Below are 19,111 nucleotides of genomic sequence, written 5' to 3'. Positions count from 1 at the left end.
GATCCACCGAGCCACCGTGACGGAGCCTACGTAGTGCAGGTCGGCCTGGGTCACGGTGGCTCGGTGGATCTTGGACTTGAACAGAGTGCGCAGCACTGTGGACTCCTCGAAGACGGCTCCCTGCCTGCTTCTGCAGGTCAAGGGCAGTCTCGACTGTACACCGGCATGCGCCGAACGATGTTTGTGAGGAACATCGCTCCGGTCGGGCCGGACGGCTTCCTACCTGGGCTTTCCCTAAGCACCGGCACCGGTTGGGACCACTGCCCCGGGACGCTCGGGGACTCATGCTGACCGAATGCTGACTTACCTGATGAGCCATCAGGCATATGGGAGGCCTCTCGGCAGCGCGGAACTCGCGAACAAGGCGCCGACACCAGCCCGCCCAGGCCAAGGTCCAGGTCACGCGCCCCTGCGCACTTGCGTGCGCCTCTCCTCCTCTCCGTACGGTCCAGCCCGATTGCGAACCGCCCGCGCACACCGTAAAGGAGAGCTGTTGAAGCCGACCGAGGAAGTGCTCCAGAACCTGACCCAGCCATCGAACATCTCCGTCCACTCCGACGACGCGCTCGTCGGCAAGGTGAAGGCCGCCATCGCGGCGGACGACAAGAAGCGGAAGGAGAACGAGGACGAGCCCCTCCGCAGGAAGCCCACCCTCAACCCGATCCCGCCGACGGAGCTGCCCCGGCAGTTCGAAGTGACTCTCTGGGACGTCCTCCACACCCTCGCCCGGGCCACCGCCCTGTCGTGGCGCGGTGCGGGCCGGGGGCTGGCGGAGCACTGGGGCGCGCTCAAGTACACCCAGGCCCTGGCCGGCGGTCGCGACTCCTTCCTCGGCCTCACCGACGAAGGCCACCGCATCGCGGACCACTACAAGTCGCTGCAGTCCGGCGAGCTCGGCATCGGATTCGCGCTCACGCTCGCCGAGCACATGCTGGGCAGCCGCTTCCCCGACCACTCCGTGACGATCGTCTCCGCAGACACGGCGTTACGCGCGGGCTGGGCCCTCACCAGCAGGGACAGGGGCGAGAAGGTGAAGTACCGCTATCGTCCCCAGTACTTCGCGGAGGTCTGGCGGCCGGGCGAGCCGTCCCTCGTCATCCCCCTGTCCTGCAAGGGCAACCACAGCGACTCCGCTACCTCCGCCGAGCAGCTGGCCTCCGCCTCGGCCCACGCCGAAGCAGTCCACATCGGAGCGTGGAGCGAGACCCCCGGCCTGCTGTTCAGCACGCAGCTCCCGACGGACGGCCGCACGATGACCGTCCACGCCCTCCAGGCACCCGGCAGCGGGGGGCATCTGTCCCCGGCGGAAGGCCGTGAGCCGAACCTGAACGCCCCACCGTTCCAGGCGAACGTGATGCCTGACATCCACCCTCCGACCGAGGGCCTGGTGGCACCGGAACCCGTACGAGGCTGCCACGTGCAGCCGAAGGACTACGCCTGGTTCCAGGAGTCCCTGGCCCACACCACGGCAGCGGGCCTCATGGCCTTCACCGGCTCCGGCCACGCCACCGCCCGCCACCTGACCGACCGGCAGGGCCACAAACGGTTCACCGGCCTCGAGCACGCGGCCAGCATGAGCATCCAGGACGCCACCCACACCCTCTTCGGCAACGAGTACGTCGGCACCGATCACGTCTTCCGTCTGAACGGCCCTCGCGTCGAGGCGTTCTCCGGCGTGGACGCGGAGGTCTTCCGTCTGCTCGCCCGGGGCGACGTCGAGGAGTACCGCGCCCTCGTCCACGCGAGCCGCCACGTCCGCCTCCGCCTCACCTTCGACAAGGATTGGGGCGGCCCCGTCTCCGTCCATGCCGACGGCTCGGTCCTCGCCCTGCGGCTGCTGCCGGGGCAGGACGAGGAGCCGCCTCCGGGTTCCCTGCGCTGACCTCGGAAGGCTGCCGGTCCCGGCTCATCTCAGAGCCGGGACCGGCGGCACGACGACGTACACACTGGCTCAGAGCGACGCCTCGACTCCGAGGCTTCCGGCGCCGATGGCTCCCCTCAGGACGTGGGCGATCTCCTCGGGCTTGAGATCGATGCCGTCGAGCCCCTCCAAGGTCAGCGGGACCTCCTCCAGCGCGTACTCGCCGCGGCCTTCGGCACTGAACTCGGGACCGGTGCGGTCCTCGAAGGACCAGGTCACGATGCGGGCGAGGTAGAAGAGCTGGCGCTCGTCGTCGGTCTCCAACGTGTGGAGGAGTCGGATGATGTCAGCCTTTCCCGCGATCTCCTCGTGGATCTCCCGGTGGAGGGCGGCCTCCCGGGACTCGTCGCTGGGCTCGACACCGCCACCGGGCAGGACCCAGTACTCGGGGATGCCGGGCTTGGTGCGGCGGATGACCAGCATCGTGTCGTCGGCGGTGACGAGGACGGCGCGGACTCGTTCGATCATTACGGTTCGTCTCCTTGCTTGTTGAAGGTCTCAGTGGACCAGCCAGCCGCCGTCGACGTGGACGGACTGCCCCGTGATTAACGAGGCGGAGGGGCCCACGAGGAACGCCACCAGGGCAGCGACGTCCTCGGGCCGGCCACGGCGAGGGACGCACTGACGCTTAATCTGGTCCTCCGGCCGCGCACGGTGTCTGGCGGGGAGGGCGTTCTCTGCCTCGACCTGGATGGCTCCGGGCAGGCCGCCTTCGGTCCGACCTAACTCAAGGACTCCCTCCGCATCCACACCGGCGCCCTCACTCCCGCCCGTGGCCTCTTCTGGCACCCGCCCCCGGTACTGCCCTCGCCGAGGACATCTGAGTCCACTACGGCTTCACTGGCACGGGCATGTGGATCGGCCCAGCCCAAGGCCGCTGGGCCGTCCTCCTCGGCAGGCAGCCCTGGCCTGGCGCGCGCTCTGCACGGCGCCGCCGGCGGTTTCCCGCAGGCCCCGACCCCGGCCGCGGCGCTCCGCGCTCTGGACCGTACCCACTACACGCGACTCAACGCCCGCTACCGCCCCGCCCACACCTGGGCCCGCCTGCTGCTGCGCGGTGGCGGTGTGACCGACCTGCTCACCGACCACGGCACCACGGCGGACGGTCTCCTGCTCGCCATGCCCGCGCTCTGGGAAGCCGTCGTCCGCCGTCTCGGCACCGAGGCCGCCGGCCCGCAAGGCGGCCACGCCGTACCCGGCGGGAGCGGCGCAGGGATAACCATCCGCGGAGACCTGGGCAACGCCTCGGCCTTCCGGCCCGATCTGCTGCTCAGCCTTCCACGACTTCCCGGACACGACACGGCACATCGCACGCTGCTGCCCGTGGACGCCAAGTACAAGCGCTACGACCGCCACGGCGTGAGCGCCGCCGACGTCCACCAGCTCCTCACCTACAGCAGTGGCTACGCGTCCGCCGACGCCCCGACGGCCGTCATCGTCCACCCCCAGCCGGGCAGTCACGCCCGGCGCACCCTCCAGGTGCGCGGCCCGAGGGGCCTGTTGGGCACCATCCACGTCCTCGGTGTCGACACCCGCACCACACCCGAGCAGGCGTCGGCCTGGATGGGCTCAGTACTGCGCTGACCATCACACACTGGCCGGTCGGGCAGCCGGTCAACGATGTGGGTTGCTCGACCCCGCGCGGATACCGGGACGCGCCCGAAGCCGGTACCACCACATCGGTCGGCGGTACCGGCAGTACCGGGTTCCGGTTCCGTGCCCCGGAGCGCCACTGCCGGCACCTCGAACGAGATGCGGTCAGCCGAAACTGCCCAGGCGTGCGGAGAGATGGGCAGCGGCGCCGTCCATCAGGGCGTCGGCGATGGCCTCCACCTTACGGGCCCGCCACGGGTGGAGCTCGGTGTCCGCGACCGCCTGGTTGAAGGCGCCCATCGCGGGGCCGCAGTACACCAGGTAGTCCACGCGTGAGCGCTGGTCGCCGCTCACGGCGAGGCGGAAAGCGCGCGTGAAGTAGCCGCGGAACACAGCCGCCAGATGCTGCTCGGGGGCACTGCCTGCCGCTGCGGGCGCGGGGGCCTCGCCGCCCAGGTACCGGTCGAGAACCTGGCTCCTGGTCTCGTCGTCCAGCAGGTCGAGCGAGCCGTACCGGCGCCACAGCTCGTGCAGCCGTGACGCCCGGGCCGGGAAGAAGAGCCCCCGCTTGAGGTAGCGGGCCTGGACGCCGAGGTCGAACAGCTCGCCCCAGGGCGCGGTGTCCACGTCGTACTCGCGGGCCGCCTGAAGGATGTCCTTCACCTCAGCACTGGTGGCCGCCTCCACGGAGCACTGGTTGACCGAGCCGGTCAGGACGAAGTCGGCGCCGAGCAGGAACGCGGCCCCGGCGGCCTCGGGCGTGCCGATGCCGCCCGCGCACCCCACGTGCACCCGGTGGCCGCCCGTCGCGGTCGTGTCGCGGAGCCGCAGCACGGCGGGCAGCAGGGTGAGCAGGTCAGCCGTGCTGCTCAGCCAGCCGCCGTTCGCCTCCACGCACAGGTCGTCCGCCATCGGCCGGCCGGCCGCCGCGCGGGCCTCCTCCGCGGTGACCTCGCCCGCCTCCAGCAGCCGGGCGACCAGCCGCTCCGGCGGCGGGGCCAGGAACTCGGCGGCCACGTCCGTGCGGGACACCTTGGCGATGATCCGGCCGCCCTTGAGGCGGAACCGGACCAGCGCCGGGGTGATCAGCGGGAAGCCGGACGCCTCGACCAGGTCGATGCCGTGCCGCAGGAGCAGGTCCACCAGCGCGGACTCTTCCTCGGGAGTGCCGTGCCGGTACAGCAGGTTGACGCCGAAGGAGCCGCCCAGGCCCAGTTCCCCGGTCAGGCCGCGCAGCAGGTCGTCCACCTCTTCGAGGGGCAGGCCGCCGGTCCCCAGGAAGCCGAGCAACCCGGCCTTGGCCGCGGAGCCCAGCATCTCCCGGCCCGATATGCCGCCGTACAGGGCACCCAGCAGGTAGGCGCGCCGCAGACCGTACCGCTCTCGGAAGGTGGCAGCTCCGAGGGTGTCAGCTGTCGGGGCGGCGAAGACCACGGGTCGTACGGGGGCAGGCGACTGACCGGAAGGCAGCGGCTCCCCGAGTCGTTCCCCCGCTCGTGGAGCGGGCAGCGGCTCCGAGTTCTTCCTGATCTTGGCGACCAGATTGGTGAGGACGCGGCCCGGGCCCAGCTCCACGAAATCGAAGTCGCCGTGGCCCATCAGCCGCCGCACCGTGTCGGTCCAGCGGACCGGGGAGGTGATCTGTGCGGTCAGGGTCGCCGGTACGGCGCCGGGGGCGTACGGCTTCGCGTCCACGTTGGCCAGCACCGGGACGGCTGGGTTCCGCAGGGTGAAGCCGTCCAGGAAGCGGGCGAACTCCGTGGCGGTGTCACGCATGTGGCGGGAGTGGAAGGGCGCGCTGACGTTGAGCCGGACAGCGCGGACACCGACCGACTCGAAGGCGGCGCGGGCGGCGTCGACGCGCTCGGCCGGACCGGACAGCACGAACTGGTCGGGGGCGTTGTAGTTGGCCATGTCGAGCTCGTCGATGCCGGAGTCGGCGAGCACCCGCAGCACGGTCACCTCGTCGCAGCCGACCACCGCGGCCATCCCGCCACCGCCGGCCTCCGCCATCAGGGCGCCGCGCCGCTGCACCAGACGCAACCCGGTCTCGAAGTCGAAGACGCCGGCGGCGAACAGGGCGGCGTACTCGCCGAGGCTGTGACCGATCAGGTAATCGGCCGGCTCGGGGTCCTCGGCGAGCCGGTCGAGGTAGGTCAGGACGCTGACGACATAGAGCGCCGGCTGTGTGTACTCGGTATGGCCCAGGCGGCGCTCCGGGTCACGGACGCACAGTTCCTCGATCGAGTAGCCGAGCACGCGGTCGGCGGTTGCGGTCTCCCGCGGGTACCTGGCGAACAGTTCCTTGCCCATCCCGCGCTGCTGAGACCCCTGACCTGGGAAACCGTAGACCTTCATGCCGTGTGCCTTCCTTGCCGTCTTCGCTGTCACCGGAGCCGGATGTGGATGAGTGATGGGGGTGGTGGAGAGGGAGGGAGCCGGTGCCGCGAGCGTCCGGGCCTGTTCCAGATGCCGTGGGTCGTGGCCGAACGGGCTGAGAAGCGGCAGCGAACGGGAGCGGTCACCCGCCGGGAGGTTGCCGCGGACGAAGTTGTGCAGGGTGCCCGATGGGCCCAGGTCGAGGTAGAGGAAGTCGCCGCGGGCCCGCATCGCGGCCATGGCCCGCTCGAACTCGATGGGTCTGCGGGCGACCTGCCAGAAGTGGTCGGCACCGGGACGCTCGACGAGCCGTCCGTCCACGCACGACACCCAGGGGATGAGTGGTGGGGCGAAGGTCACCCCGTCGAAGACGGCCCGGCACTCGGCGAGGACGCCGTCCATCAGGCTGGAGTGGTACGCGTACTCGACCGGCACCCGCTGGTGCAGCACGCCGGCCGCGCGCAGATCGGCCTCGGCCCGGTCCAGGTCCGTGTCGGTGCCCGCGACCACGATGTGGCCGGGGTAGTTGCGGGCGGCGACCTCGCAGCCGGGCAAGGCGGGAATCCGGCCCCGGTCGTCCGGGCGGGTGATGACCGCGAGCAGCCCGCCGCGCGGCCCCGCCGGCAGCGCCTCCGCCTGCCGGACGAGCAGCCCCAGGCACTTCTCGGCGTCCATGCTGCCGGAGACGACCGCGGCCGCGTACTCGCCGAGGCTGGAGCCGAGCAGGTAATCCGGCTCGATGCCGACCGCGCGCAGGGTCTCGGCCAGGGCGAGTTCGATCATGACGATCGCCGGGTGGGTGAGCCGTGTGTCGATGAAGGGCTCGTTCCTGCGCCGGGCCGGGTCGAAGATCCGGGCGAGGACCGACTCGCCCAGCAGCCCCGCGGCGATGGCGTCGTACCGCTGCAGGGCCGTGCGGAACACCTCATCGGATGCGAAGAGTTCCTCGCCCATGCGGTAGTACTGCGAGCCCTGCCCGGAGAACATGAAGACCACCGGCAGGCGCCCGGTGGGCGTCTCGGTCACCGGGGCCGTCCCGTGGGCCGCGGTCATCGGTACGTGTCCCAGAACAGGCCGGCCGCCGTCGACCGGGCAGGTGCGTCGGGCGCCTCGGAGGCGGTGCTCCGGATGACGACCGTGCGTTCCGGCGAGGGCTGCGGCAGCGGCGCCCGAGCGGCGCGGTGGCCCTCAGGGGCGGGGGCGAGCAGCAGGTGCGCGTTGGTGCCGCCGTCGGCGAAGCAGTTGACAGCGGCCCGGTCCGCGCCCGCGGGCCACGGGTGGGCCTCCCTCGGGAAGTACATCGCGGAGGCGTCCAGGTCGAAGTGCGGCAAGGGCTGCTGTCCGGAGAGGAACGGCACCTGCTGCCGGTGGTGCAGCATCAGGGCCACCTTGATGAACGCGGCTATGCCCTCCGCGGCCAGCGGATGACCGATGTTCGGCTTCACCGATCCGAGCGCGAGCCGCGACGACCGGGCCGGGCCGGCGCCGTAGACACTGTCGATCGCCTTCAGTTCGAGCAGGTCGGTGACGGTCGAGCCGGAGGCGTTGGTCTCCACCCAGCCGACGTCCTGCGGCGCGCGTCCGCTGAGCGCGAGCGCCTCGGCCATCACGTCCTTCTGAGCCAGCAGGTTGGGTGTGGCGGGCCCGGCGGTGCGGCCGTCGTTGTTGATCGCGATGCCCTCCAGTACGGCGAGCACCCGGTCACCGTCCGCCTGGGCCCGGGCCAGCGGCTTGAGGACGACGACGCCGACGCCCTCACCGAGCACCAGGCCGGCCGCCCTGCCGTCGAACGCGTGGAACTCCGGACCTGGGTTGAGCAGTCCGCGCTGCCCGAACACCTGGTGCGCCCGGTCGTCGGCGAGCAGGCTCACACCGGCGACGACGGCCGACTCGACGGAACCCGTGCGAAGTGCCTGTACGGCCGTGTCCATCGCGACCAGAGCGGAGGAGCAGGCGGTGTCCACCACCAGGCTCGGGCCCTGGAAGTCGAAGAACTGGGAGATGTTGGCCGCGAGGTAGTTCTGGCCGGTGACGACGACCGGGTTCTTGGCCCGCTCCAGGGCCGCCGGGTCGGGGGTGTGGGTGGCCCGGCCGCCGACGTACACGCCGACCCGGCGGCCCCTGAGGTCCGCCGGGCGGTATCCCGCGTGGTGCACGGCCCTGTCGACCTCCTCCAGCAGGAGCAGCGCCTGCGGGTCCATCGCCTCGACGTCCGCCTCTGACAGCAGGAACCGCTCGGGCGCGAACCGCAGCACCTCCGGCAGCAGCCCGGCGTGGAACCCGAGGGAGCGGCCGAAGCGGGAGTCCGGGACGGGACGCAGAGCCGTACGGCCCTCCCGCAGCAGCTCCCAGTAGGCGTCGGCGGAGTCGGCGTCGGGGAAGCGGCAGGAGAGGCCGATCACCGCTACGGCGTTGGTTCGCGGGTCAGGGGTGTGGGCGGTGGCGCCTTGCTGGTCGACGGGGGCGGGTGTGTCGAAGGCCCAGGCGGATGCCGGGGCTGGGGCTTCTGACGGTGCCGGCGCCTCGGACTCCGGCCGTGCCGCGGACTCCAGCTGTGCCGCGGACTCAGGCCGTGCCTCGGCCTCGGGAGCCGTGACGCCGAACTCCTCGAGCAGCTCGGTCCGGTGCTCCTCACCGAGGTACGCCGCGAAGCCGTCCACCGTCGGGTGTTCCAGCAGGGCCGAAGGGTCGACCGAGACGTCCAGGCGCTGGGCAACGGTCTGGACGAGCTGGGAGACCATGATCGAGTCCATGCCGTAGTCATGGACCGGGACGTCCCCGGCCAGCTTTGCGCGGTCGAAGCGCAGTTCCGTCGCGAGCTGGTCGAGCAGCCAGGAGGAGACCGCTTCGACGGCAGCACGCACGTCCGCACCCGTGCCCGTGCCCGTGCCGGCCACCGGTCGCGGTGCGGCGACCGGGGCTGCGGGTGAGGCCTCCAGGCGCCGTGCCGTCAGGCGCTCGGCACTGAACTCGGCGCCGGGGCGCGGCAGTACAGGCATCACGACCCGGGCGCCGCTCTCCAACGCGCGGTCGAGCAGGGCCAGTCCCTGTGCGTCGGTGAGCGAGGCGAGGCCGGAGGCCTGATAGGCGGCGCTGCGGGCCTCCCCCATACCGGTGTCCTTCCAGCTCGGCCACTGCACGCTGACCAGGGGCATGCCGTACGGGCGGGCCTCGGCCACCGCGTCCAGGTAGGCGTTGGCCATCGCGTAGTCGCTCTGGCCGACCGCGAGGGCGGGAACGGCGGCGGCGACCGACGAGTACAGCACGAACAGGCCGAGCGGCTCGTCCCGGAAGCACTCCAGCATGGCGTCCAGCCCGAACACCTTCGGTGCGAGGACACGTGCGATGCCGGTCTGCGGCTTGCGGACGAACGCCGGGTTACCGAAGTCGGTGAAGCCCGCGCTGTGGATCACGCCGCCGATCGGGCCGAGCCGCAGTCTGACGTCGGCGAGGACCTTGGCGAGCGCCTCCTGCTCGTCCAGCGGCACGGCAACGGCCTCGAGTTCGACGCCCTGGGCGGCCAGGTCGGCGAGCGGGCGCAGCTTGCGGCCCAGCGGGCCGTCCTCGGCGATGTGCGCCGCCCACTCCGCGCGTGGCGGCAACTCCTCGCGGCCGGTGAGGACCAGCTTGCGCACGCCGTGCCGGGCGACGAAGTGGCACGCGGTGAGCAGCCCGAGGCCGCGCGTGCCGCCGGTCACCCACAGCACGTGGTCCGCCGGGAAGCTGAGTCCGGCGCCCTGCGCCTGCGGAACCTCGGCAAGCGTCGCCAGGTGGCGCACTCCCCCGCGGTAGGCGACCTCGGCGGGTTCGCCGTCGGCGGTCAGTTCCTCGGCGACCCAGTGGCACAGCTGCTCGTCGGTCACCGCGTGGTCGGTCTCCACGTGGCGGGAGCGGACGTGGCGGTACTCGCTCTGCAGCATCCGGTACAGGCCCACCCGGGCCGCTCCGCCGAGGGCGGGCGCACCGCGCGAGACGAGCAGGGCGCGCAGGTCGCGGCGGCCGAGGTCGACCAGGTGCTGGAGCCAGCGCAGCCAGGACGGCAGCGCGGCGTGCGTGGGCGGCAGCACGGGTCCGGTACAGCCGGCCAGGTCGACGACGGCGTCGAAGCGGTCCCAGCGGGTGCCCGCGTCGGTGAGTTCGGCGTTGATCCGGTCGGTGGTGAGCACCTCGGCGGCCGGCAGCACCGCCGCGAGCCGGGCAGCCAGCGCCTCCGTACCGGGTGCGGCGAGTACGGCGGTCAGGGAGGGCGGCGCCGAACGGGGCACGGGCGGGGCGGGGCGCCACCGCCGGGTGAGCAACAGTCCTTCGGGGTCGCGTCGGGCGCCGGGGGTGCTGGGGCCGGCATCGGACGCGTCGTCGTGCTCGACGGCGTGTGCGCTCCGGCCGCCACCGAGCAGATCACGCCCGGCGGCGAGTGCGTCACGCCCGGCGCCGAGTGCCGCCAGTTCGGCGTCGGCCGCGGCCAGCCAGACCCGGTCGCCGTCGAAGGGGTAGCCGGGCAGCGCCACCCGGGCGGGCCTGTCGCCGGGGTGCAGGGCGGGCCAGTCGACCTGCTGCCCGCCGGTCCAGGCGGCGGCGTACGCGGCGGGGTCGGCGGGGAGCCGCTCGCCCGCGGCTGGCCGGCGCGGGTCGACCACGCCGGTCCAGCTGTCGGCCGGGGTGCCGCCTGCGGCGAACTCGTCGAGGTGGGAGCAGAGTTCGGGCAGGTCGCGGAAGAGCACCGCCAGCCGGTGGGCCATCGCCTCCCGGCCCGTCTGCAAGGTCCAGGCGACCTGCGCGGGGACAGCTGCGGTGTCCTCGGCGCGCAGATGGCCGGCGAGCCGCCGGGCCTGCGCGGCCAGTCGGCCCGCGTCCCGCGCGGAGAGCACCGCCAGCTGGGGGCCGGCCGGGTCGGCTCCCGCACCGGCACCGTCGCCGACGTACTCCTGGAGGATGATGTGGGCGTTCGTGCCGCCCGCGCCGAAGGAGCTCACGCCCGCCGTCCTCGGACGTACCCTGCCGTTCTCCAGGACGCGGCGGGGCCAGGGCGCATGCTCGCGCTGGACCTCGAACGGGATCGCCGTGAAGTCGATGTTCGGGTTGAGGCGGTCCGCGTGCAGGGACGGCACCAGCTCACCGTGCCGCATCTGGAGCAGCACCTTGGTGATCGCGGCGATGCCGGCGGCCGACTCGGCGTGCCCGATGTTCGACTTGACCGAGCCGATGGGCAGCCGCTCGGGCGGCTCCTCGCCGAAGGCCCTCAGCATGCCGGTGATCTCCACCGGGTCGCCGAGTGCGGTGCCGGTGCCGTGTGCCTCCAGGTAGTCGAGATCGGTGGGCGCGAGCCCGCCACGCTCCAGCGCCGTACGCACGAGGTCGCCCTGGGCCTTGGGGTTGGGGACGCTGTAACCGGCGCCCGCGCCGCCGTGGTTGACGGCGGACGCCTTGACCACGGCGAGGATTCGGTCGCCGTCGGCGCGGGCCGCGTCCAGACGCTTGAGCAGAACGGCGCCCGAGCCCTCGGCGGGCACGTACCCGGTGCCGCCCTCGCCGAAGCTGCGGCAGCGTCCGTCCTCGGCGAGGAAGCCGCGCTGGGCGAGCTGAAGCAGCTTCACCGGGTGGCTGGAGATGTTGACCCCGCCGGCCACCGCGACGTCGCAGTCACCGTTGCGAATGGCGAGGCAGGCCTGGTGGATGGTGACCAGTGACGAGGAGCACATGCTGTCCAGGCCCATGCTGGGGCCGGTGAAGTCGAAGAAGTACGACACCCGGTTGGCCACCGATGCGTACGACGAGGAGGTCGCGAAGCCCTCGCCGCGCAACGCCTCCTGGACGCCGTACAGCTGGTAGTGGCCGTACATCATGCCGACGAACACGCCGGTGCGGGCGCCACGCAGCTGCTCGCGGGTGTATCCGGCGTCCTCCAGCAGATGCCAGACCGTCTCGAGGAACACCCGCTCCTGCGGGTCGGTGTGCTCCGCCTCGATCTGCGACATCCGGAAGAACAGCGGGTCGAAGCGGTCGGCGCCGGGTACGAAGCCGCCCCACTTGCCGTAGGTCTTGCCTGCGGCGGACTTGTCCGGATCGTAGAACAGGCCGTGGTCCCAGCGGTCGGCGGGGACCTCCTCGACGCTGTCCCGGCCGGCGCGCAGGTTGCGCCAGAACTCGTTGACGTCGTCGGCCTGGGGGTAGCGTCCTGCGACGCCGATGATGGCGATGGCGTCGTCCTGCGGGGCGGGCACGGCCGGCTCGGCGGGCTTCGCCGGAGACACGGTCGCCATGGGCGCGGCAGGGAACGCGCCGGGGTGGGCACCGGCCAGGTGCCCGGCGAGGTCGCCTGCAGTCACGTACTCGAAGAGCAAGGTCTTCGACAGCGGGCCGAGGTGTTCCTCCAGGCGGCGGATGAGGCTCATGGTGATGAGCGAGTCCACGCCGTACCGGTCGAAGGGCTCGCCGACGGCGATCTCCGCCTCGGGCAGCTTCAACTCCTCGGCGAGCAGCCGCAGGACGAGTTCCTCCGCGCGCTCGTACGCTCCGGGCACGGCGGCTTCGGACTCGTCCTTGTGCGGCTCTGCGCCTTCGAGGGCCTGGAGGATGCGGTCGGGGTCGCCGGCGGCCAGGAGCAGGCGCGGCGCGGTGTGGGCGAGGGCGCGTTCCAGGGCCTGCAGGGCGGGGGCGGTGCGCAGGGGGCGCATGCCGAGTACGCGCTCCATGTAGGCCTCGGCGTCGGCGTCGACGCGCATCCCGCCGTCGGTCCAGACCGGCCAGGCGGCCGCGAGGGTGCGGCCGTGCCGGGTGCCTTCCCGGCGGCGCCGCTCGCGCTCCTCGGCGAAGTGGTCGAGGAAGGCGTTGGCGAAGGCGTAGTCGCTCTGGCCGGTGTTGCCGAAGGCCGCGGCCGCCGAGGAGAACGCGACGAAGTAGTCCAGCGGTTCGTCCGCGGTCGCCTCGTCGAGCAGCACGGTGCCGTGCACCTTGGCGGCGAGGACGGCGTCGGCGTCCGCACGCTGCTTGGTGCGTATGAGCCCGTCCCTGAGAGCGCCGGCCGCGTGCACGACGCCGCTGACCGTGCCGTGCGCCCGGCGGGCCTCTGCCACCAGGCCGCGTACGGCGGCCGGGTCGGTGACGTCGGCGATGACCACCAGGGCGCCGAGGGCGTCGGCGCGGGCCCGGGTCTCGGGACCGGGGGCGGTGCGCGCGGCGAGCACGATGCCTCCGCCGGTGACTCCGGCGGCCCGCCGTGCTGCGGCGATGTGCTCGGCGACGAGCAGGCCGAGGGCACCGGTGCCGCCGGAGACGATGTGCGCTCCGGCACCGGTGAACGCGGCGGCCGGCGCGACCGGGAGGTTCACCTGCCGCCAGGCGCGGCGAGCCCGGCCCTCCGCGTCCGTGCGCACCTCGGGGCCCCCGTCCGTGCCGAGTTCGGCGACGACGGCGTCGGCGAGCGGGCGGCCCTGGCCGAGGGCCAGGACGCCGAGGGCGACCGACGGTTGCTCCAGGCGCACGGTGCGGGCGAAGGCGGCCATCGCCGGCTGGGCGGGCGACGGGGCCGGCTCGGGGTGGACGTACAGGTAGCGCAGCGCGTCGCGGCGCTCGCGCTGCCAGGTCCGCAGGAAGGCCAGGGCCGCGTGGAAGCCGTGCTCCACGGACTCCCGGGCGGTGCGGTCGTGTCCGGCCAGGTGGACGACGTGGACGGGGCCGGCTCCGGTGGCGCGCACAGCGGCCTCGGCATCGAAGCCGTCGCCGAGCGGGACTCTGTGGACTTCCGCTCCCGTCGCCGTGAGGGCCGCGGCCACGTCGGTGGCGTCGGCGGAGGCCGGGGCGAACAGCAGGACCCGTGCGGCGGAGGGGAGTTGGCCGTGCGGAGCGGGCGCGGCCTCCCAGACGGGCTCGAAGGCGTGGACGACGTCGACGGCGGGCACGGCCTGTATCCCGGGCGCGGGTCGGGGGTCCGTCACCCGTGTGGCGTCCGTCGGGCGCAGCGCCCTCAGTGTGAAGGACTCCAGGGCGGCGGCCACCTGCCCGTTCTCGTCGAGCAGGGCGATGTCGAAGGCGAGGGAGCCGCCCGGGGCGGGGCGCCGGGCCGGGGTGGCGTACGCGTACCCCCGCTCGGGCAGCGGAGCGTACAGCCGGATCGAGCCGAGGGAGAACGGCAGGTACGGTGCCGGGCCCGCCGGGTCCCCGGCGCCCTGGACCAGCCGGCCCGCGGTCTGCAGGGCGGCGTCCAGCAGCGAGGGGTGGAAGGCGTACGCACCGGCGTCCGCGCGCTGCGGCTCCGGCAGGCGCAGCGTCGCCAGCGCCTCCCCGGGGCCCTCGGCGATCTCCTCGATGACCCGGAAGGCGGGACCGTAGGCGAAGCCGAGCCGGACGAAACCGTCGTAGCAGTCGGCCCCCTGCTGGACACGGGGGCAGCGGGCGCGTACGTCTGCCAGGGCGATGGGGGCGGGCCGGGAACCGGGGTCGTCGAACCGCAGGGTGCCGCCGGCGTGCACCGGCGCGTCCTCGGCGGTGCCGCGCACCTCGAAGGCCGCGCGGGAGCGGTCGCCGGTGACACGGACCAGCAGCGGGTGCCCGGTGTGGCCGGAGGCGAGCCGGACCGGTGCCGCCCACACCAGGTCGTCGACGCCGCGCACCTCGGCTCCCCCGGCGGCGAGTTCGCCCGACAGTCGGCCCATCTCCAGATAGGCCACGCCGGGCAGCACCAGGTCGCCGCCGACGACGTGGTCGCGCAGGAAGAACTCCTCGCCCGTCAGCGTCTTGGCGAAGCGCTGTTCGCCGAAGGTGGAGACGTTGGCGTCCAGGAGGGTGGGGTGCAGACGGGGGCCGGGCTCCGCGAGGCGCTCCCCGGGGGCGACCCAGTGCCGGGGGCCGGCGAACGGGTAGGCGGGCAGGTGGACGCGACGCCGGGCTGCGCCCTCGTGCAGGTTCCGCCAGTCGATGTCGGTGCCGTGCAGCCAGGCGGCGGCCACGGTCTGGAGGTCGCGCCGGTCCGGGGAGACGGGGGCGCCGGTGAGGGGGGCCGTCACCTGTGCGGTGCGTACGGCGGAGGGGCGCCCGGCCAGGTACGCGGTGAGCTCGGCGCGCAGGGCCGCGGTGCCGTCGGCGACGCAGGCGAGCCGGTGCGGCATCGGCTCCCGACCCGTCTGCAGGGTGTGGGCGAGGTCCTCGGCCGGTACGTCCTGGCGCCCGAGGTGGTCGGCGAGCCGGGCGGCCGAGCGTCGGAGCGCGTCGCCGTCGCGGGCCGAGAGCACGAAGACCTGCTGGGCCGAGGGCTCGTCGCGGATGTCCGGCATGGGGGGTTCCTCCATCACGATGTGCGCGCCCGCCCCGCCGAAGCCGAAGGAGCTGACGCCGCCACGGCGGGGCAGGTCGGCTCCGTAGGCGTCCCTGGGACGCTTCCAGGGCCGGGTGGTGGCGGCGACCTCGAAGGGGCCGCCGTCGAGTTCCAGGTAGGGGTTCGGCTCGTGGAAGTGCAGGCTGGCCGGGATGGTGCCGTGCCGCATCGACAGGATCACCTTGAAGAGTCCGGCGATTCCGGCGGCGGCCTCCAGGTGGCCGATGTTCGTCTTGACCGAGCCGATGGCGCACGGAGCCGACCCGGCGGGTGCGTCCTCCCCCGCGCGCAGCCGCCGGAAGGCGGTGCTCAGGCCGGTTGTCTCGATCGGGTCGCCCAGGGCGGTGCCGGTGCCGTGCGCCTCGATGTAGCCGACGGTGCCGGGGTGGACACCTGCGGCCTGATAGGCCTCGACCAGCAGGTCGGCCTGCGCCTCCGGGTTGGGGGCGGTGAGCGAGGTGGTCCGGCCGCCGTGGTTGAGCGAGGCGGCCTTGATGACGGCGTGTACGGCGTCGCCGTCGCGCTCGGCCCGCTCGTGCGGCTTGAGCAGGACGACGCCCGCGCCCTCGCCCCGCACATAGCCGTCGGCGCGGCTGTCGAAGGCCTTGCAGCGGCCGTCGGGGCTGAGCATCTCCCCCTGGCTGAGCGCCTCGTACACGCCCGGGTCCAGGATGAGGCTGACTCCGCCCGCGATGGCCAGGTCGCAGGTGCCGTCGCGCAGGGCGGCGCAGGCCTGGTGGACGGCGGTGAGGGAGCCGGAGCAGGCGGTGTCGACCGCGATGCTGGGACCCCGCAGGTCGAGCAGGTACGACACCCTGTTCGGGACGATCGACAGGGCGGCGCCGGTGAGGGTGTGGCCCTCGGTGGCGCGTCCTGCGGCCCGCTGCACCTCGTGGTAGTCGGAGTTGGTGACGGCGATGAACACACCGACCCGCTTCCCGGCCAGCTCGGAGGGGCGGTAGCCGGCGTCCTCGACCGCCTGCCAGACGGTTTCGAGCAGCAACCGCTGCTGCGGGTCCATCAGTTCGGCCTCTCGGGGTGAGATGCCGAAGAACGCGGCGTCGAACCGGTCCACGTCCGGGGCGAAGCCGCCCCAGCGGGAGCGGGAGCGCGGGTGGTCGCGCCAGTTCCAGCGGTCGGCGGGGATCTCTCCGACCAGGTCGTCGCCGGCGGCGAGATGGTCCCAGAACTCCCCGAGGTCCATGGAGCCGGGCAGGCGCCCGGCCATACCGATGACGGCGACCTCACGGCCGGTGGGGGCCACCGGGGCCCCGGCCCCCGCAGGAGCCCCGGGCGTCGCGGATCCGGCGGGGATCGCCGCGTCCGCGGTCCCGGCCGGAGCGGCCCGCTCGGTGGCGCGCGCCTGCGGGGCCTTGCCGAAGTGGGCCGTCAGCGCACTCGCGTGATGCTCCCACAGGTGCTCGGCGAGCGCGTGCAGGGTGCCCCGGCGGTAGAAGAGGGTCGGGTACTCGGTGATGCCGAACACCTTGCGCAACTCGGCGCTGAGGGCGGTGAAGCTCACGGAGTTCATGCCGGTCTCGCCGAGCGGCGTGTGCGCGCCGATGTCCTCGGGGCGCAGGTCGGTCAGGGCGGCGACCATGCGCGCCAGTTCGGCGACGAGGCCCTCCGTCCGGCCGTCGGCGGCTCCTGCCGGAGCGCCGGGGCCGGGTGCGGACCCGGCGCCGAAGCGGCCACGCAGGTCGGCCAGGGGCAGTGCGGCCAGCGTGGTGCGGTCGGTCTTCCCGTTCAGGGTGCGCGGGAAGCCGGTCACCCGGACCAGCGCGTCGGGCATCATGTGCTCCGGCAGCCAGGCCGCCAGCCGCTCACGGTCCGGCTCGGCCGCGCCGTCCTCGAGGACGTAGCAGGCGAGCAGCGTGTGCGAGCCCGCTGCCTGTCCACGGGCCACGACAACAGCCTCCCGGACGCCGTCGAGCCGGCGCAGGGTCGCCTCGACCTCCTCCAGTTCGACCCGGTAGCCACGCACCTTGACCTGTGAGTCGAGCCGGCCGAGGTACTCGATCGTGCCGTCGGCGAGCCGCCGTACGAGGTCGCCGGTGCGGTACATGCGGGCCTCGGCGCCCGCTGCGAACGGGTCGGGCAGGAAGCGCTCGGCGGTCAGTCCGGGGCGGCCGAGGTAGCCGTCGGCCACGCCGTCACCGCCGATGTACAACTCCCCGGCGACGGCGGTGGGGACAGGTCTGCGCGCGCTGTCGAGGACGTGGAGCGCGGTGTTGGCGACCGGGGCACCCAGGGTGACCCGGCCACCCGGGGCGAGGCGGCTCACCGCCGACCAGATGGTGGTCTCGGTGGGGCCGTAGAGGTTCCACACCTGCCCGTTGCCCGCGAGGAGCGCCTCGGCCAGGTCGGCGGGCAGGGCCTCGCCGCCGCACAGCACCTTGAGCGCGGGGTCGCCCTGCCAGCCGGCGGCCATCAGCATGCTCCAGGTGGCCGGGGTCGCCTGCATGACGGTGGGGCGGGCCCGTTCGAGGGCCTCGCGCAGCCGCAGTCCGTCGCGGGCGTCCTCGGAGGCGAGCACCTCCACCGTGCCACCGGTGACCAGCGGCAGGTACAGCTCCAGACCGGAGATGTCGAAGCAGACGGTCGTGAGGGCCAGCAGGGTGTCGCCGGGTCCGAAGCCGGGCTCGCGGGCCATCGACCACAGGAAGTTGGTCAGCGCGCGGTGCGGCACCCGGACGCCCTTGGGACGGCCGGTGGAGCCGGAGGTGTAGATGACGTACGCGGCGTCGGACGGGCCGGCCGGGCCGGGCGAGGGCAGGGCCGGCGGCTCCTCGGATGTGTCGACGACCAGCCGGGGCACGGACGTGAGGCCGACGGCGGAGGCGGAGTGGGTGAGCAGCAGGTGCAGCCCGGCGTCCTCGGCCATGTAGGCGAGCCGGTCCTGCGGGTAGGCGGGGTCGAGCGGTACGTAGGCGGCGCCGGATGCCTGGACGGCGAGGAGCGTCACCGGCAGGTCCTGGTCGCGCGGGAGCAGCACCCCGACGGTACGGCCACGGCCCGCTCCGGCGGCGGTGAGCCGGGCGGCGAGGGCGTCCGCGCGCTCCACGAGTGTGCGGTAGGTCAGTTCGGTGCCGGCGTGGCGGACCGCGACGGCGTCGGGCCGGTGGTCGGCCTGCCGTCGCACCAGTTCCCAGACCAGGGTGTCGGCCGGGTAGTCGGCGGGGGCGGGCGCGGTGAGCCGGGCCCGCTCGTCCTCGGTGAGCAGCTCCAGGTCGGCCACCGGGGTGCCGGGTCCTTCGACCGCGGCGGCGAGGAGGGTGGTGAAGTGGGCGCCCAGGCGGGCCACGGTCTCCTCGTCGAACAGGTCGGGGTCGTACTTGAGCGTGTAGCGGCAGCCCTGTTCCTGCTCGACGACCTCCAGGGTCAGGTCGAACTCGCCCTCCTGGTGCACGCCTTCGACCGGGCCGCGCACCACGGTGTCACCGGACGCGTCGCGGCGGGCGGTACGCGCCCAGTTCTGGAAGTAGAACGCGACGTTGAACGGGGCGCCGGCCCCGGGATCCGCGCGGCGGAGGTCGTCGGCCAGGGTGATCAGCGGGTACGCGCTGTGTTCCAGGGCGTCCAGCACGGTGCGGTGGACGCGGCGGACCAGGCCGCGGAACGCCTCGGCGCCGTCGACGCGTTCGGCCAGCACCACCATGTTCATGAAGTAGCCGAGCGTGTCGTCGAAGCCGCTCGTCCCGCGTCCGGCCGTCGGAGTGCCCACGGCGATGTCGGCCTGATCGCTGTAGCGGTGCAGCAGCGTGAACCAGGCGGCGAGGACGACGCCGAACAGCGACGTCTGCTCGGCGCCTGCGAGCGCGCGGGCCCGGTCGGCGACCGCTGCGGGAATATGTCCGTCCAGGCTCGCCCCGTGGAAGCCCGGCACGGCCGGGCGGGGCCGGTCCAGG

At 73.3% G+C, this 19,111-nt stretch carries 7 protein-coding genes; 2 read left to right on the top strand and 5 right to left on the bottom strand.

The annotated features are described in order from the left end of the window. Positions 1 to 96, bottom strand: a 96-nt coding sequence (locus BFF76_RS05300) for an aspartate 1-decarboxylase (RefSeq protein WP_141695572.1), incomplete at its 3' end; no start/stop codon positions are given. Between the two features lie 397 nt (positions 97 to 493). Here BFF76_RS05300 and BFF76_RS05295 point away from each other — a divergent pair. Next, positions 494 to 1,882: a hypothetical protein gene (locus BFF76_RS05295; protein ID WP_079122319.1), complete on the top strand. Its 1,389-nt coding sequence runs from the start codon at positions 494 to 496 to the stop codon at positions 1,880 to 1,882. A gap of 69 nt (positions 1,883 to 1,951) precedes the next feature. On the opposite strand, the gene BFF76_RS05290 is transcribed toward BFF76_RS05295, so the two are convergent. Both BFF76_RS05290 and BFF76_RS05285 read right to left on the bottom strand, forming a co-directional pair. After that, positions 1,952 to 2,389: an NUDIX hydrolase gene (locus BFF76_RS05290; protein WP_065847427.1), complete on the bottom strand. Its 438-nt coding sequence runs from the start codon at positions 2,387 to 2,389 to the stop codon at positions 1,952 to 1,954. A gap of 30 nt (positions 2,390 to 2,419) precedes the next feature. Continuing rightward, positions 2,420 to 2,671, bottom strand: coding sequence for an SDR family oxidoreductase (locus BFF76_RS05285; RefSeq protein WP_065847425.1), 252 nt, complete (start codon positions 2,669 to 2,671; stop codon positions 2,420 to 2,422). Between BFF76_RS05285 and BFF76_RS05280 the strand changes: the two genes are divergently transcribed. Next, positions 2,666 to 3,505, top strand: a complete 840-nt coding sequence (locus BFF76_RS05280; RefSeq protein ID WP_420709314.1) for a 5-methylcytosine restriction system specificity protein McrC — start codon at positions 2,666 to 2,668, stop codon at positions 3,503 to 3,505. The genes BFF76_RS05285 and BFF76_RS05280 overlap by 6 nt on opposite strands. A 174-nt stretch (positions 3,506 to 3,679) precedes the next feature. Here the strand turns inward: BFF76_RS05280 and fabD are convergent, their stop codons facing one another. Both fabD and BFF76_RS05270 read right to left on the bottom strand, forming a co-directional pair. Then, positions 3,680 to 6,946, bottom strand: coding sequence for an ACP S-malonyltransferase (gene fabD, locus BFF76_RS05275; protein WP_065847423.1), 3,267 nt, complete (start codon positions 6,944 to 6,946; stop codon positions 3,680 to 3,682). Then, positions 6,943 to 19,110: a non-ribosomal peptide synthetase gene (locus tag BFF76_RS05270; protein WP_079122318.1), complete on the bottom strand. Its 12,168-nt coding sequence runs from the start codon at positions 19,108 to 19,110 to the stop codon at positions 6,943 to 6,945. Before BFF76_RS05270 ends, fabD begins: the two co-directional genes overlap by 4 nt. Between the last annotated feature and the right edge of the window lies 1 nt (position 19,111).

The organism is Streptomyces mutomycini (assembly GCF_001700505.1).
In the GTDB taxonomy this organism is placed as follows: Bacteria; Actinomycetota; Actinomycetes; order Streptomycetales; family Streptomycetaceae; genus Streptomyces; species Streptomyces mutomycini.
This window is presented reverse-complemented; position numbering and strand designations above follow the sequence as displayed.